Source organism: Chitinimonas naiadis, assembly GCF_054780835.1.
The window spans coordinates 818071-831711 of record NZ_BAAGVO010000004.1; the positions used below are offsets into that span (position 1 = coordinate 818071).

General features: G+C 61.9%; 18 protein-coding genes. 10 read left to right on the top strand and 8 right to left on the bottom strand.

The window, feature by feature from the left end:
• Positions 1–100: 100 nt before the first annotated feature.
• The 4 genes from ACYVHK_RS09795 to ACYVHK_RS09810 all read right to left on the bottom strand — a co-directional run bounded on the left by ACYVHK_RS09795 (position 101) and on the right by ACYVHK_RS09810 (position 3169).
• A complete protein-coding gene (locus ACYVHK_RS09795; protein WP_460530610.1) occupies positions 101–787 on the bottom strand; it encodes a hydrolase in 687 nt (228 codons plus the stop codon).
• An 84-nt stretch (positions 788–871) separates the two neighbouring features.
• The gene (locus ACYVHK_RS09800) at positions 872–1780 is read right to left on the bottom strand and encodes an alpha/beta fold hydrolase (RefSeq protein WP_460530613.1); all 909 of its coding nucleotides are present in this window, start codon (positions 1778–1780) and stop codon (positions 872–874) included.
• 381 nt (positions 1781–2161) lie between these two features.
• Positions 2162–2677, bottom strand: coding sequence for a hypothetical protein (locus ACYVHK_RS09805; RefSeq protein ID WP_460530616.1), 516 nt, complete (start codon positions 2675–2677; stop codon positions 2162–2164).
• 108 nt (positions 2678–2785) lie between these two features.
• Entirely contained in the window at positions 2786–3169 is a 384-nt protein-coding gene (locus ACYVHK_RS09810; RefSeq protein ID WP_460530619.1) for a hypothetical protein, read from the bottom strand.
• A 463-nt stretch (positions 3170–3632) separates the two neighbouring features.
• Between ACYVHK_RS09810 and ACYVHK_RS09815 the strand changes: the two genes are divergently transcribed.
• Together ACYVHK_RS09815 and ACYVHK_RS09820 are read left to right on the top strand one after the other, a co-directional pair.
• Positions 3633–4082, top strand: coding sequence for a hypothetical protein (locus ACYVHK_RS09815; protein ID WP_460530622.1), 450 nt, complete (start codon positions 3633–3635; stop codon positions 4080–4082).
• Between the two features lie 179 nt (positions 4083–4261).
• A complete protein-coding gene (locus ACYVHK_RS09820) occupies positions 4262–4903 on the top strand; it encodes a transcriptional regulator (RefSeq protein ID WP_460530625.1) in 642 nt (213 codons plus the stop codon).
• A 64-nt stretch (positions 4904–4967) separates the two neighbouring features.
• Here ACYVHK_RS09820 and ACYVHK_RS09825 read toward each other — a convergent pair whose 3' ends face one another.
• Positions 4968–5795: an alpha/beta hydrolase gene (locus tag ACYVHK_RS09825; protein WP_460530628.1), complete on the bottom strand. Its 828-nt coding sequence runs from the start codon at positions 5793–5795 to the stop codon at positions 4968–4970.
• 498 nt (positions 5796–6293) lie between these two features.
• Positions 6294–6626: an ankyrin repeat domain-containing protein gene (locus tag ACYVHK_RS09830; protein ID WP_460530631.1), complete on the bottom strand. Its 333-nt coding sequence runs from the start codon at positions 6624–6626 to the stop codon at positions 6294–6296.
• 336 nt (positions 6627–6962) lie between these two features.
• On the opposite strand from ACYVHK_RS09830, the gene ACYVHK_RS09835 reads away from it, so the two are divergent.
• Both ACYVHK_RS09835 and ACYVHK_RS09840 read left to right on the top strand, forming a co-directional pair.
• Positions 6963–7415, top strand: coding sequence for an excalibur calcium-binding domain-containing protein (locus ACYVHK_RS09835; protein WP_460530634.1), 453 nt, complete (start codon positions 6963–6965; stop codon positions 7413–7415).
• 86 nt (positions 7416–7501) lie between these two features.
• Positions 7502–7771: a hypothetical protein gene (locus ACYVHK_RS09840; protein ID WP_460530637.1), complete on the top strand. Its 270-nt coding sequence runs from the start codon at positions 7502–7504 to the stop codon at positions 7769–7771.
• Between the two features lie 106 nt (positions 7772–7877).
• On the opposite strand, the gene ACYVHK_RS09845 is transcribed toward ACYVHK_RS09840, so the two are convergent.
• On the bottom strand, positions 7878–8066 hold the full coding sequence (locus ACYVHK_RS09845; RefSeq protein WP_460530640.1) for a DUF3563 family protein: 189 nt from the start codon (positions 8064–8066) through the stop codon (positions 7878–7880).
• The gene (locus ACYVHK_RS09850) at positions 8059–8304 is read right to left on the bottom strand and encodes a hypothetical protein (RefSeq protein ID WP_460530643.1); all 246 of its coding nucleotides are present in this window, start codon (positions 8302–8304) and stop codon (positions 8059–8061) included. The genes ACYVHK_RS09845 and ACYVHK_RS09850 overlap by 8 nt, the downstream gene beginning before the upstream one ends.
• A gap of 162 nt (positions 8305–8466) precedes the next feature.
• Between ACYVHK_RS09850 and gcvA the strand changes: the two genes are divergently transcribed.
• The 6 genes from gcvA (at position 8467) to ACYVHK_RS09880 (ending at position 13616) form a co-directional block, all read left to right on the top strand.
• Positions 8467–9432: a LysR family transcriptional regulator gene (gene gcvA / locus ACYVHK_RS09855; RefSeq protein ID WP_460530646.1), complete on the top strand. Its 966-nt coding sequence runs from the start codon at positions 8467–8469 to the stop codon at positions 9430–9432.
• A 75-nt stretch (positions 9433–9507) separates the two neighbouring features.
• Complete coding sequence (locus ACYVHK_RS09860; RefSeq protein ID WP_460530649.1) at positions 9508–10551, top strand: NAD(P)H-dependent flavin oxidoreductase; 1044 nt, start codon at positions 9508–9510, stop codon at positions 10549–10551.
• A gap of 11 nt (positions 10552–10562) precedes the next feature.
• Positions 10563–11498, top strand: coding sequence for a diguanylate cyclase domain-containing protein (locus tag ACYVHK_RS09865; protein ID WP_460530652.1), 936 nt, complete (start codon positions 10563–10565; stop codon positions 11496–11498).
• Positions 11499–11619: 121 nt separating this feature from the next.
• Positions 11620–12069 (top strand): universal stress protein, encoded by a 450-nt coding sequence (locus tag ACYVHK_RS09870; protein WP_460530655.1) that lies wholly within the window; start codon positions 11620–11622, stop codon positions 12067–12069.
• An 18-nt stretch (positions 12070–12087) separates the two neighbouring features.
• Positions 12088–12534 carry a universal stress protein gene (locus ACYVHK_RS09875; protein ID WP_460530658.1) on the top strand — a complete coding sequence of 149 codons (447 nt, stop codon included), beginning with the start codon at positions 12088–12090 and terminating at the stop codon, positions 12532–12534.
• A 131-nt stretch (positions 12535–12665) separates the two neighbouring features.
• Positions 12666–13616 (top strand): AraC family transcriptional regulator, encoded by a 951-nt coding sequence (locus ACYVHK_RS09880; protein ID WP_460530661.1) that lies wholly within the window; start codon positions 12666–12668, stop codon positions 13614–13616.
• Positions 13617–13641 lie beyond the last annotated feature (25 nt).

The following is a 13641-nucleotide window of genomic DNA, read 5'->3' on the forward strand; positions in this document are numbered from 1 at the left end:
GAGGGGTTGCCTGGAACCCGGTGCATATCCCGGTTGCACCGGGCGCCGGCAGCCCTGTGCAGGCAAGGGTCAGGTCGTGGTGACCTGACCCTCTGGCTGCTTAGCGAGCAGGCACGGCCGGCAGGATCTCGTGCTGGTTGGCAGTACGTTGTGGCGCCTTGTGCACCATGGTGTAAGCGTAGTCCACGCCCATGCCGTAGGCGCCGGAGTGTTCCTTCACCAGCTTCATCACGGCGTCGTAGCTATCCTTGCGAGCCCAGTCACGTTGCCACTCCAGCAATACCTGTTGCCAGGTCACCGGCACCACACCGGCCTGGATCATGCGCTGCATGGCGTAGTCGTGGGCTTCCTTGGAAGTGCCGCCCGAGGCATCGGCCACCATGTAGATTTCATAGCCGCCCTCGAGCATGGCGCACAAGGCGAAGGAGTTGTTGCACACCTCCGTCCACAGTCCGGCGACGATCACCTTCTTGCGACCATTGGCAGCCAGGGCATCGCGTACCTTCTGGTCATCCCAGGAGTTCATCGAGGTACGTTCCAGCAAGGGTGCGTCCGGGAACACATCCAGCAGTTCCGGATAAGTGAAGCCGGAGAAGCCATGGGTCTCCACCGTGGTGATAGTGGTCGGGATATTGAAGATCTTGGCGGCCTTGGCCAGACCCACGGTGTTGTTCTTCAGCGCCTGGCGATCCATCGACTGTACGCCGAACGCCATCTGCGGCTGATGGTCGATGATGATCAGTTGGCTGTTCTGCGGGGTCAGGACTTCGAGCTTCGGATTGGTCATGATGATCTCCTTGAGTTGGATGGAACGGCGAGGCGAACCCCGCCAGAGGAAATGAATGCGTCTGCGGTCACGCCGCGGTCAGGCCTATTGGGCGAGGAACTGCACGATGGCGCGTACCGTGGGCTCGGGTGCCTCTTCCATCAGCCAGTGACCGGCATGAGGGACGACCAGCTCAGTGACGTTGCTGGCGGCGTTGCGCATGACGGCAGCCTCGTTGGCACCGAAGGATTTCTCCCCGCCGATGGCCAGCACCGGCATAGCCAGCTTGGGTTCCAGCGTCTTGAGGTTGTCCTCGGCATCCTTGTTGATGGACAGGAACTGGGCAAAAGCGGCCTTCATGGCGCCCGGCCGGGCGTAAAGCTTGGTGTAGTGGACGCGGGTCGCTTCATCAACCTTGCTCGGATCGCCGGCAAATTCATTCCAGAAACGGTCGAGGTAGATCCGTTCCCGTCCCTTCACCAGGCGGAGCGCATCCGGCCCGCCGAAGTTGAAATGCCACAGCGCCGGCAGGCGGACGATCTGATCCCAGGGCGGTACGCCCGGCACCGGTGCATCCATCACCACCAGACGCGTGGTCTTGTCCGGATAGCGTGCCGCGTAGGCATAGGCCACCATGGTGCCGATGTCGTGGCCCACGATGTCCGACTGATCGATATTGAGCTTGGTCAGGATGGCGCGGATATCGGCCGCCTGGGTTCGCTTGTCGTAGCCGGCTTCAGGCTGCGAGGACAGCCCCATGCCGCGCAGGTCCGGCACGATCACGGTGTGGTCCTTGGCCAGAACCGCGGCGAGCGGTGCCCACATGTCACCGGTGTCGCCAAAGCCGTGGATCAGCACCACGGCGGGACCCGTACCGCCGATACGGACATGCAGGGTGGCGCCTTCAGTTTGGATCTTCTGCACCCGGAATCCGGCCGGATAAGGCAGTACGCCGGCATAGGCCGGCAGCAGCGTGGCGGACGCCAGCAACAAGGCACCTAGTAATTTCAGCATCACAAGTTCTCCTGATTCAAGACAGAGGGGATGACGCAAGGCCACCCAACGGGAAAGCAAAAAGCGAATGCGGGACAACTGACTGCCGAGATCGTTGATAGGAGCCCGTGCTCCACGCCGGTAACGCGGTAACTCAAGGTCTGGCGCGCCCCCTGTCGAGACATGGCTGTACTGTAGGCGCTTCGGGCTCGACGCAAATCCCCACATAGACGGTTCCGGCGACTACCCGAAAGGGTGATCAACCCAAAGGCGTAAAGGCATACGGGGCGGGACGGGCACGGCACAGCCCGCCAGGTCGCGGGTCTGATAGCGGTGCCTTGGGGGAGGTGTGATCGGACCAGGCGATTGCCGGGCCCATAAGGACAGCGGTCCGGAGAAGGATCAGGACGCCACGGACGCGTTGAGCATGCAGGATTGCCGCCAAGTGCGCTCGAAAGCCGCGACATCGCCTTCAGCGTCGAAAGGTGTCTCGATACGCAGCGCATGACTACGGCGCATCTGGGCCAGAAAATCAGGATCGGCAAATCGGCCAGCGGGAACACCCGGCACGATGCGCACCAGATAGCGGACAAAGCCTGTGGCGCCAACGCCGGCATCGCCAGGATTGACCTCACCACAGTAGATGGCGGCATCGTGCGGCGATTGATGGACACGGCGGAACTCCGCCGTCGGGGGGTCATCCAGTGCGCCAAGAATGGCACGCTCCTGCAGATACCAGGGAGACTGCCGATACTGCCAATGCGCAAGACCCAGACCAAGGGCAAGCACCGTCAGCAGCAGCCCCAGCAGCACGGGTTTGGACCTGCTCGCCCTGCCCCACTCATGACGAAGCGACGGGCAGAGCTTACCGGCACCGTCGTCCTGTTTCTGAAAGCGGCTATTTGAATGCAAATACATATCAATAATCGTAAGCCGAAGCCCGAGGCCTCGCCATGCTCATCGTCTCCACAGGCTATCCAGCGTATATGACAGCATCAGCATCCATGGCGGCAAGCGGTCTGGCAATCAAGGTTTACCCGCTTGGCTCGGTGGCAATACGATCAGGCGCCGGCCAAAAAAACGGGCGTCGACCGAATAAGCCCCAGGCCCGAGCAGCGCCAGCGCGACCGCATTCAGCAAGAGCAGGATATCGAGCGGACGGGCCTGCGCATGACCCCGCAGCAGGCTGACCAGCTCCAGCAGTGCGCAAGGCAGGATCACGATGGGCGTCAGCAAGCCCAGGCACAGGAATACCGCCAGCAATGACAGCCCCAGCAACAAACACGGCGGCATCATGGCCGTACTCTGGCCGCCTGCATGAGCCAGCAAGGCCGTCGCAGCGGAGAGACGCAGCAGGATCAAGGCAATGCCGGGCGCACCGGTCGGAAACATCCAGAAAAGTCGTTGCATGCCGCCAAGACTACCCCCCGCCGTGCGGCAGGAAATCCCCCAGCGCGGGGCAATGAGCATCACTCCAAGGAGTTATTTCCCTGCGCGAGAGGTACACCCGGACGCGCTGCGGGAAATGATTGCACCGAAGGCTGAGCAAAGCGCAGCGAAGCAGGTAGAGTATGGCTTGCCTGCCTGATTGCAGGCCGTTTGGCTATCCCTCTATCGGGTAGCCACCCAACCTACCGAACAGGGGTTGGGCAAATCGATCTGAACGCTTATCGTTGTTGGGCATGAATCTGGAGCAGACAAGGCCGCCATGAAGGCCAGGCATTCCGGATTACCAGAAGTGGTCGTTGATTTCGTGGGTAGCTGTCCCACCTGTTTTGCAGTGCTGTACCCAAGCGAACCACCAACCTGTTCTCGGCGGAAAGTGTTGCGTGGTTCCAATGTGACTTCATACGAATAACAAACGGGAAAACGCATGAAAACTCGCTGGCTGGCTTACGGCGCGGCAGTCCTGATCGCACAGCTGACACTTGCCGATGGCATCCTGATACACGGCTTTACCTACCACGGAAAAAGGCACTACGAGGAGCAGCAGGGCGAACGGGTGGTCGAGCGGCGTTACAACAGCGTCAACCCAGGATTCGCCTACCGTTTCGACAACGGCCTCACGCTGGGAACCTACCGTAACTCCTACTACCGATGGTCCGTATACGGCGCGTATACCTATATGTTTACGGATAATTTCGGGGCATTTGCAGGTTACGCCAGCAATTACAACAACCATGGTGGTGGCAATATCAGGGCAGGCCTGTTGGCCCGCAGCAATGATCTGGGCAATGGCTGGCGCCTGGGTCTGCTCGGTCAGCCTATCCAGACCAAGCGCATCGACGCCGTCATCAGCGCGTACCTCAGCAAGGACTGGTAAGGCACCCGCCTTCCCGATCGCTGCGGGATGGGTAGGAGGGAGGCGCCCGCAGGTCGGCGACAAGCAAGCGTAGGGACATGGGCAGCAGCGCGGTGCAGCGCCGCTGCCTGCTTGTTGTTACTTTGCATGATAATGGCATGCCGCAAGATAAAAAGATCTGAATAGAAAGAGGTTCTGCAATGGATGATACGGGCACGACGACCCGACCGATCACGATCCTGGCCGTGGATGACCATCCACTGCTGCGAGAAGGCATTGCCGGCGTGATCGAAGGACAGCCCGATATGCAGCTGGTGGCCGAAGCCACCAACGGCAAGGAGGCCGTCGCACGCTATCGCGAGCATCGGCCGGATGTCACCCTGATGGATATCCAGATGCCGGAAATGAACGGCATAGAGGCGATGATCGCCATCCGCGAGGAGTTCCCCTCTGCTCGCATCGTCGTGCTGACGACCTATCAGGGTGACGTACAAGCCCTGCGCGCGATCAAAGCGGGGGCTGCCGGTTACCTGCTCAAGAGCATGCTACGCAAGGAATTGCTCGAAACCATCCGCGTGGTCCATTCCGGTCGCCGGCGCATTCCGGCCGAGATTGCTGTCGAACTGGCGGAGCATGTGGCCGACGACGCCCTGAGCGAGCGGGAAGTCGAAGTCCTGCGCCTGGCCGCCACCGGCAGTTCCAACAAGCGCATCGGTGCCCAGCTCAATATCTCGGAAGAGACGGTTAAAGCACACATGAAGAGCATACTCGCGAAGCTGGTTGCCAACGATCGCACCCACGCCGTCACCATCGCGCTCAAGCGCGGCATCATCGAGGTATGAGCCTTTGCGGCCGCCGTTTCCGACCATCTGAAGTTCACTTCAATCTGCGCAGGCCAAGCCCACATCAGGCCGCACTATTGAACGGCACCCGCCCTATTGCATGGCGCTTGGTATTGGTCAGCGCGTGATGAGCAGCCCAGCCCAGGGCATAGTCCGCCACCTCCGCCCAGCCCGGTGCGGCAATCAGCCAATGCGTACGATCCGGGAAGGCATGGTAGGCGGTCAGCGCTGGCGATCGACAGTGCCGTTGGTACGCTGCCCTGACCGAGCGTGGCGCGGCAATGCGATCCAGTTCGCCGGCGATCATCAACAAGGGCGCCCGGTCTGGATTACGAAAATCCAACTCGGTCCCCAAGCCCAATGCCACCTGGTAGAACAGACGACCTGGAGCCGGCACCACGTGCTGCAGGAAGGCACGCTGCTGTTCTTGTGGCGATAATGTGTGGGCGTAGCGCCGGGCAAATGCCTGCGGCGACAGTTGGGCGATCCGGCTCCAGCCGCGCCAGCGGCCCAGCAAGGGCAAAGTACTGAGCATGGCGCGCGGGCCGGACAGCACCCCCTTGGGTGGCGCCGGGGCGATGGCCACGCCTGCCGCCCCCAGGCCGCGATCCAGCAGCAACTGGACGATCAGGCCGCCAAGCGAATGCCCGATCAGGATAGGTGGTTCGCGCAGGGCCAGTACCAGCTGCTGGTAGCGATCGACAATGCGGCCAAGCGTCAGCTGCGACAGTTGGGGGTGCGGCGCATTGCGCAACTCGGACAGTGGCCGTCCCATGTGCGGCCAGGCAGGTGCAATGCAATGATAGCCCCTCGCTTCATAGCGGCTACAGAAAGCATTGAAGGAAGCCGGGGTGAGCCAGCTACCGTGGATAAGCATGATGGTCCTGGACATGGTGGCTTCCTGGCCGATGTTTGCCAATGGTGACCTGTCGGTCGATTCGCCTTGCCGATATGAGTTCCCGTCATCTACCACTGTCAAAAAAGGCCGGATGGCTGCAGGCCTTGGCGCGCCATCCGGCAACAGTGCAGACAAATGGAGAAGACAAGCAGGTGCGTGGTCCACCTGACCAAACCAATCTGCGCAGTTGTCTGGCTACGCAGACTAGCCGGGTTCCATGGGGATGCCCTGTGGCAACACGGCGTCTACCTGGTCCGGCGGCTAGCCGGCCCGAGTGCCCCAGTACGAAGCGTCGTACGCTTTCGTGAGGCATAGCTTCGCACCGCCAGGCCCAGCGTACATCACCTATACGGTGGAATATGGCTCACTCTTTCGGGTTAAACGGCACCTGCAGGCAGACAGGCTTCAGGGTGGGTGCACCCAATGAAAACGCCCTGGAACCAGGGCGTGAGATAACGACGGTGTCGGTTTGACATGGTAAAGCGGAGCGGATCAATGCTCCAGGTTCATGATGTCGTCCGGCGTCTCGCCATGCGCATTGCGTAGCTCGGGATTGGCCCCTGCTTGCAGCAGCAATCGATAGCTGATCTTGGAACCGACCCGGGCAGCCAGATGCAGGGCGGTATCGCCATCGGGTGTTCGGGCATCGAGATCGCGGCAGACCCTCAGCAGTACCGGCAACAATGCGTACTCGCCATCCAGTACAGCCCGATGCAGCCGCGCTGCATTGCCATCCGCATCACTACCCAGCTTTTCCAACCGGGCAGACCGGTTCTGGGCGGGAAGCCGGATATCTGTCGTGTCGTCATCGAGTTCGATATGCATGCTGGACCACCTGCCATCAAAAATATATACCGCGCATAATGCTCGGCTAATATGACATGTAGATTTACATGTCTGCTTTGATTCTGCCGCGACAGCCAACTAACAATGAGCATAGCCAACGGAATATATTAATCCACACCTATCGTCGGCAGAGTTGTGCACAGGCCGCAGCTGGTATCCCACCATGCCAATGCTTTGGCATGGCAGGATCAGCCCCTACAATCGGCTGCAGAAGAGGGACTGACGCATAACAAAAGGGTTGCACGCTTCATCGGTTTTCCGATGAAAGGCAGGCCTCCGGCAGTTCCCCGAACCCGATGTCACAGGTCCAGAATCATGATGAAGTTGTTGCTTGGCAGTACCCTTATCCTTGCGCTGGCCGCATGCGCCAATACGCAGCGTCCTGCACCACCGGCCAAGAAGCCTGCGCCTCGCGAGGCGGCCAAACCGGCACCCGCGCCCAGTACCCCGGCACCTGCCGCTCCGGTGGCGCCTGTCCCGGCGACACCCGCCCCGCCCCCCGCCACCAGCAAGCCGGAAGCAACCGCAACCAGCCCCAGCGCAAAGTACAGCTGCTTCAAGATCAGCATCCAGCAGGCTCGCAGCCTGTACGTACAAGGCCATACCTACCTGGATCGGGACGGTGACGGCCGCCCCTGCGAGTGGCCGGACAAGGCCAAGGAGCTGGACGATGCGACGCCGGCCAAGCCCGGTGGCAAGTGCACGACCATCAAGGCCTACACCAAGCCCGACGGCACCAAGGTACCCGCCAAGACCCAATGTAGCTAGGCCATCCGACGGGCCTGCAGCAAGCAGCATGGCCAGCGGCTAGACTGACCGTACCCGCTCTACCCCCGCGGGCGAAGGAGAAGCCCATGCTATCGGCGCTTGTCTCGGTGGTGATTGGTCTGGTCTGCGTTATCTCGACCTACGGCAGCCTGGATGGGCCGCGGCATGCGTTCGCGGATCAGCAATGGATGCTGGCCCTCATCGGGTTCGGGATCGGCTGCTTTGGCCTGTACCGCTATAACAGCGGCAAGGTGGATAAGCTGGCCAGGCCGCTGGCTTGGCTAGGCATGGTGATCTGCGTCGCCGCCCTGATCTACATGGGCGTGGTCGGTAAGGTATTTCCGTTCCTGGTTTGAACCTGGCAGTTTTTGGTAATTTTGCCGCAGTGCACCATACTGAGTGCATAAAAAAAGCCGACACGGGTAGCATCGGCTTTTTTTGGCAGGCGAGTACGGCCCGGGGTCAGTAATCCTGATAGGCAGTCTGGCTGGCATGGAACGGCGAACCGCTGGATGCCTTGTCGAGCTTGCGCATGCGATATTCCAGTTCATAGATATCGGCCGATTCAGCGAGGTAGGCCTCGCGGCGGCGTTCTTCATAGGTTTCGAAATCGCTGAGCAGTTGATGTACCCAATTGATGAACTTAAGCATGTCGGCCTCCAGCCTTGTTAGTACCGGCAAGCGCTTCAGGCAAGGCTTCCAGCTTGCTGAGCCACTTGCGGGCGGCACGGCTCAGCGGTGCAAATGCGTCTTCCTGCGGGCCACGAGCAACGGCAGCCTCCAGGTCGAGTTCCTGTTCGGTCTTGAGCGCTTCGTGTTGTGCCAGAGCATCCCCGGCGTAGTGCGCACGGATCAGCCCGGTGGCCAGGGCGGCAGAGATCATGTCCATGGTAATTCCCCCTAAAAGTCACGATGTGCGAAGCCGCCTACACAGAAAATCCTTTAGCGCACTTCACAGGCCGTAATGTAGTGTTATTGTTGCAGTGCAACAAACGAATATATCTAGCCCGATGCATTAGAAAAACTAAACTCGGATAAGATAGGTGGGCTTATGAGCTACCGATTACCTGCCCTGGGAACCTTCCGCGCCTTCGAGGCGGCGGCCCGCCATCTGAGCTTCAAGAAGGCGGCCTCCGAGCTGAACGTGACCCCTGCCGCCATCAGCCACCAGATCAAGGCGCTGGAGGAACAGCTCGGCCTGGAACTGTTCGTGCGGCTCACGCGCTCGCTGGCCCTGACCGAGGCGGGGCGGCAGATGCTGCCCAAGGTGCAGGAGGCTTTCGACTGTTTGCAGGAAGCCGTCGCGCTGACCCAGCCGCAACCCGAATCCCATACCCTGACTGTCAGCGCCCCCCCCTCCTTCGCCGCCCGCTGGTTGATGCCGCGGCTACAGCGCTTCACGGCACGGCACCCTGATATCGAACTGCGTCTCTCCAGCGGCCTCAACCTGATCGATACCGGCGAGAGCAACGCCTACGGCAGCGACTGGCTGGACAATGCGGACGGCGGCACGGCCGACGTGGCCATACGCTGCGGGCTGGGTCGCTACCCAGGCTGCCGGGTAGCCCACGTCTTCACCCCGACCTATCTACCCGCCTGCCAGCCCGCCCTGCTCAAGGGCCCCAAGCCGCTGCGCACCCCGGCCGACCTGCGGCACTACACACTGATCCACGACGACACGATCCCCGACGCCGCCGAGCGCCCAAGCTGGGAAGACTGGCTGCGAGAAGCCGGCGAGAGCAAGATCGACGGCACGCGCGGTCCGCGCTTTGCCGACGGCGGGCTTGCCCTTCAGGCCGCCATGGATGGCCTGGGCGTGGTTCTGGCACTCAAGCCCTTGATCATGCAGGACGTGGCAGCGGGCCGCCTTGTATTGCCGTTCGAACTGGCTATCCCCCTGCACTTTGCCTACTACCTGGTCAGCCCGGACAAGATCGCGCAGCGCCCCGCGGTCGTGGCCTTCTATGACTGGCTGCTCGACGAAGTCGAGCATGAACCGGTCGCGCTGCCGGCCTGAACCAGGACTTGCGCGTGCAAGCAGCAGGACACGCTCTACAATACTAAACCCTGCCCCGAACACGGACCTGCCGCCATGCCTTCGCTCACCACCTTGCTGGGTACCGACCTACCGTTTATTCAGGCGCCCATGGCGGGCGTACAAGGCAGTGCACTGACGATCGCAGTCAGCAACGCTGGCGGGCTGGGCTCATTGCCCTGCGCCATGCTTACCTTGGACGGCATGCGCAGCGAACTGAGCGCTATCAAGGCGCAGACCAGCAAGCCTTATAACGTCAATTTCTTCTGTCACGTCTCGCCCGAACCCAGTGTCGAACGGGAAGAACAATGGCGCCATGCGCTCGGCCCCTATTACCGGGAGCTGGGTATCGACCCGCGCAGCATTGCCACCGGCCCGGGCCGGCCGTCATTCAGTGCCGAGATGGCAGACCTGCTGAGCGAATTCAAACCACCGGTAGTGAGCTTCCATTTCGGCCTGCCCTCGCCCGAGCTGCTGGCACAAGTACGCAGCTGGGGAGCCAAGGTCATCAGTTCGGCGACCACGGTGGACGAAGCACGCTGGCTGGAAGCGCATGGCGTGGACGCCATCATCGCGCAGGGCCTGGAAGCCGGTGGTCATCGCGCAATCTTCCTCAACGATGACCTGAGCACCCAGATCAGTACCCTCGCGCTCGTACCGCAACTGACCGCGGCGGTAAGGCTGCCCATCATTGCGGCAGGCGGGATAGCGACCGCCAGTGGCGTGGCAGCCATGAAGGCCCTCGGTGCCGCAGGCGTGCAGGTCGGCACGGCCTACCTGCTCTGCCCCGAGGCCACCACCAGCCCGGTGCACCGAGCTATTCTGCAAAGCGACGCCACCCGCCATACCGCCTTGACCAATCTGTTCACCGGCAGGCCGGCCCGCGGTGTGGTCAACCGGTTGATGCGCGAAATGGGACCATTGAACACCGTGGTGCCGGCCTTCCCGCTGGCCACCAGCGCCATTGCACCGCTGCGCGCCAAGGCAGAAAGCCTGGGCAGTGGCGAATTTTCTCCCTTATGGGCAGGCCAGAATGCCGGTGGCTGCAAAGCCGTTCCGGCAGGGGAACTGACCCGTGAACTGGCGGCCGGCTGGGCCTGAAGGAGCCACAGGTGTCAACGCAATACAGCAAACCTGAATCGGCAATCGATGCCCTGAACGGGCATCAGCACAGCCTGTTCGCGCAAATGCTCAACAAACTCGCCTGCGCGATCTTCCTGGTGGACCCCTCCGGTCACATCCGCTGGGTGAATCCCGCCTTCTGCGACCTGACGGGCTACGATCAGGAGACGCTGATCGGGCAGACGCCCGCGCTGCTGCACTCCGGTGAACAGGACAAGGTGTTCTATACCAAGCTCTGGTCCACCATCCTGGCGGGCGAGTCATGGCGCGGTGAGGTGGTCAACCGCCGCCGGGACGGCAGCCACTACACCGCCGAGGAAATCATCACCCCCTTACTGGATGCGAACGGCAAGGTGGAGTACTACGTGGCGCTGCAGATCGATCTGGCACCACGCCAGCTTGAGCAGACCCGGCAGCGCTACCTGGCCTTCAACGACGCACTGACCCAGCTACCCAACCGCAACCAGGTGGATGAACTGCTTACGCAGGCGATCGCTCGCCACGCCGCCAGCAAAACCAGCTTTGCGCTCATGTTCCTGGATCTCGACCGCTTCAAGGCTGTCAATGATACCTTCGGTCATCATATCGGCGACCTGCTGCTGGTCGCCGCCGCGCACCGGCTGACCGCGGCGATCCGCACCAGCGATATCGTCGCCCGGTTGGGCGGAGATGAGTTTCTGGTCCTGGCAGGCGACCTGAGCGACACGAGTAAGGCACGCCCGTTGGCGGAGCAACTGATCACCTCGCTGACACAGCCTTTCATGCTGGCCGGCCACGAGATCCATGTGGGCGCCAGTATCGGCATTGCTTTCTACCCCGACGATGGCGACGAGGCCGCCCTGTTGATGCAGCGGGCCGACATGGCCATGTATGCCGCCAAGTCCGCCGGTCGCGGCTGTGCCCGCCAGTACAGCGAATGCACCTGACGCCACAGGACCGGTAATCCGCTGGCAGCTTGCGTTATATCAAGCTACGCCCACCACAGCACGCCGATACTACCCTTCAAGCTGGGCCAACAGGTGGCCTGGACTGACAGGGGCAGACACCATGATGTATCCGCGCATACTCGTTCCTACCGACGGCAGCGCCACCGCACGCCAGGGCATGGTGGAAGCCTGCCAGCTCGCCCACGAACTCAAGGCCGAGATCCAGTTCATCTATATCGTGGACACGCGCCTCGTCTATGCCGACTTTACCGGCGCCACCTACTGCAGCGATGTGGTCAAGGCACTATGCGAGGCCGGCGAGGCGATTCTCGAGGATGCGAAAGCCTACGCTGCCAAGATCGGTGTTACGGCCTGGGCTAAGACGGTGGAAGCGCCGGCCAGCTCGGTCGGAGACATCATCCTGTCCGAGGCCAACGCGTGGCCCGCCGCACTGATCGTCATGGGCACGCATGGTCGCCGCGGGCTAGCGCACCTGACCATGGGCAGTGACGCTGAAACCGTGCTGCACCAGGCTAAGGTACCTGTCTTGCTGGTAAGGCACCCGCGCTAAGCCCACCAAGGAGACACCATGTATCAACGTATCCTCGTTCCGACCGATGGCAGCGCGACGGCCAGCCAGGGCCTGGCCGAAGCCTGCAAGCTCGCCCGGGCGCTGAATGCCGAAATCCGCATCCTCTACGTCATCGACAACCGAGTGTTCCAGGCCGACTTCTCCGGCTTTGGCAATGTCGCCGACGTGATGCAGACACTGCGCGAAGGCGGTGAAGCCATCCTGGCCAGCGCCGTCGAGCAAGCCACCCGCATGGAAGCCAAGGCCCATGTCCGGCTGGCCGAGGCCGTCAACATCACAGTCGCCAACAGCATCCTGCAGGAAGTGGCCAGCTGGCCGGCCGACCTGATCGTCATGGGCACCCATGGTCGCCAGGGACTGAGCCACCTGCTGATGGGCAGCGAGGCCGAAACGGTCTTGCGTACCAGCCCGGTCCCCGTGCTGCTGATACGTCGCCCGGCCTGATCTCACTCAGACCGCCAAGGGCGGGCATGCCGGATACACTTGATTTCTTGCCTGATCCTATTGGCATCTGGCGGCGCGGGAGAATATCGGGCCAAATGATAGCCTGCTCCTCTTCGCCATAGGCCCGCTCGATGAACCCGCCCCCGGCTTCTGCCCTGCTGCGCCAGGCACGCATGATCGAACTGATCGGTCAGCTCGCGCCGCACGAAGGCTTTACCCTCTGCGCCATGGAGGAGATCAAGCTGCTGCGCTCCAACCGGGCCATCCCACGCATACCGGTACTCTACGAGCCCAGCATCGTGGTGGTGTGCCAGGGTCGCAAGATCGGCTACCTGGGCGACAAGGTCTACCCCTACAACGCCCAGCAGTTCCTGGTCCTGTCCGTCCCGCTGCCGTTCGAGTGCGAAACCATCGCCAGCCCCGACGAACCCATGCTGGCCATAGCCATCCGTCTGAACCTGCAACTGGCCGCCGAGCTGGTCATGGAACTGGACGAGGGTGGGCGCGGCCTGGGCACAGCACCGCAGGGCATCTGCTCCACCCCGCTGGATGACAAACTGGGCGACGCCGTACTGCGCTTGCTGGAAGCACTCACCTCGCCGCTAGATGCGCAGATACTGGGTCCCGGCCTCCTGCGCGAGATCTATTACCGCGCACTCGGTAGCGAACAAGGCGGCGCCATACGTGCAGCCTTGGTCCAAAAGGCGCAATTCGGCAAGATCGGCAAGGCGCTGCGTCGTATCCATGCCGAATACAATGGCGACCTGGACGTCGAGACCCTGGCGCACGATGCCGGCATGAGCGTGGCAGCCTTTCATGCCCACTTCAAGGCGGTAACCCTCACCTCGCCCATCCAGTATCTCAAGACCACCCGGCTGCACAAGGCAAGGCTGCTGATGATCCAGGATGGCCTCAGCGCCGCTACCGCCAGCGGCCGTGTCGGCTATGAGAGCCCGTCCCAGTTCAGCCGCGAGTTCAAGCGACTGTTTGGCCGCAGCCCGCAGGCAGAGAGCCAGTACTTGAAACAGACGCTGGTACAGATGCCGGCGGAAAATCTGGCGCGGTTCGTGACCGCACACTAGCCTGGCGTAGCTGGCACTTTCTGCG

Excerpts from the sequence above, each read along its gene's own strand:
- ACYVHK_RS09840 (WP_460530637.1), top strand. The coding sequence starts at position 7,502 with ATGCTATCGGCGCTTGTCTCGGTGGTGATTGGTCTGGTCTGCGTTATC.
- ACYVHK_RS09850 (WP_460530643.1), bottom strand. The coding sequence starts at position 8,304 with ATGGACATGATCTCTGCCGCCCTGGCCACCGGGCTGATCCGTGCGCAC.
- ACYVHK_RS09815 (WP_460530622.1), top strand. The coding sequence starts at position 3,633 with ATGAAAACTCGCTGGCTGGCTTACGGCGCGGCAGTCCTGATCGCACAG.
- ACYVHK_RS09875 (WP_460530658.1), top strand. The coding sequence starts at position 12,088 with ATGTATCAACGTATCCTCGTTCCGACCGATGGCAGCGCGACGGCCAGC.
- ACYVHK_RS09860 (WP_460530649.1), top strand. The coding sequence starts at position 9,508 with ATGCCTTCGCTCACCACCTTGCTGGGTACCGACCTACCGTTTATTCAG.
- ACYVHK_RS09805 (WP_460530616.1), bottom strand. The coding sequence starts at position 2,677 with ATGTATTTGCATTCAAATAGCCGCTTTCAGAAACAGGACGACGGTGCC.
- ACYVHK_RS09810 (WP_460530619.1), bottom strand. The coding sequence starts at position 3,169 with ATGCAACGACTTTTCTGGATGTTTCCGACCGGTGCGCCCGGCATTGCC.
- ACYVHK_RS09820 (WP_460530625.1), top strand. The coding sequence starts at position 4,262 with ATGGATGATACGGGCACGACGACCCGACCGATCACGATCCTGGCCGTG.
- ACYVHK_RS09835 (WP_460530634.1), top strand. The coding sequence starts at position 6,963 with ATGATGAAGTTGTTGCTTGGCAGTACCCTTATCCTTGCGCTGGCCGCA.
- ACYVHK_RS09845 (WP_460530640.1), bottom strand. The coding sequence starts at position 8,066 with ATGCTTAAGTTCATCAATTGGGTACATCAACTGCTCAGCGATTTCGAA.
- ACYVHK_RS09870 (WP_460530655.1), top strand. The coding sequence starts at position 11,620 with ATGATGTATCCGCGCATACTCGTTCCTACCGACGGCAGCGCCACCGCA.
- gcvA (WP_460530646.1), top strand. The coding sequence starts at position 8,467 with ATGAGCTACCGATTACCTGCCCTGGGAACCTTCCGCGCCTTCGAGGCG.
- ACYVHK_RS09880 (WP_460530661.1), top strand. The coding sequence starts at position 12,666 with ATGAACCCGCCCCCGGCTTCTGCCCTGCTGCGCCAGGCACGCATGATC.
- ACYVHK_RS09830 (WP_460530631.1), bottom strand. The coding sequence starts at position 6,626 with ATGCATATCGAACTCGATGACGACACGACAGATATCCGGCTTCCCGCC.
- ACYVHK_RS09825 (WP_460530628.1), bottom strand. The coding sequence starts at position 5,795 with ATGTCCAGGACCATCATGCTTATCCACGGTAGCTGGCTCACCCCGGCT.
- ACYVHK_RS09800 (WP_460530613.1), bottom strand. The coding sequence starts at position 1,780 with ATGCTGAAATTACTAGGTGCCTTGTTGCTGGCGTCCGCCACGCTGCTG.
- ACYVHK_RS09795 (WP_460530610.1), bottom strand. The coding sequence starts at position 787 with ATGACCAATCCGAAGCTCGAAGTCCTGACCCCGCAGAACAGCCAACTG.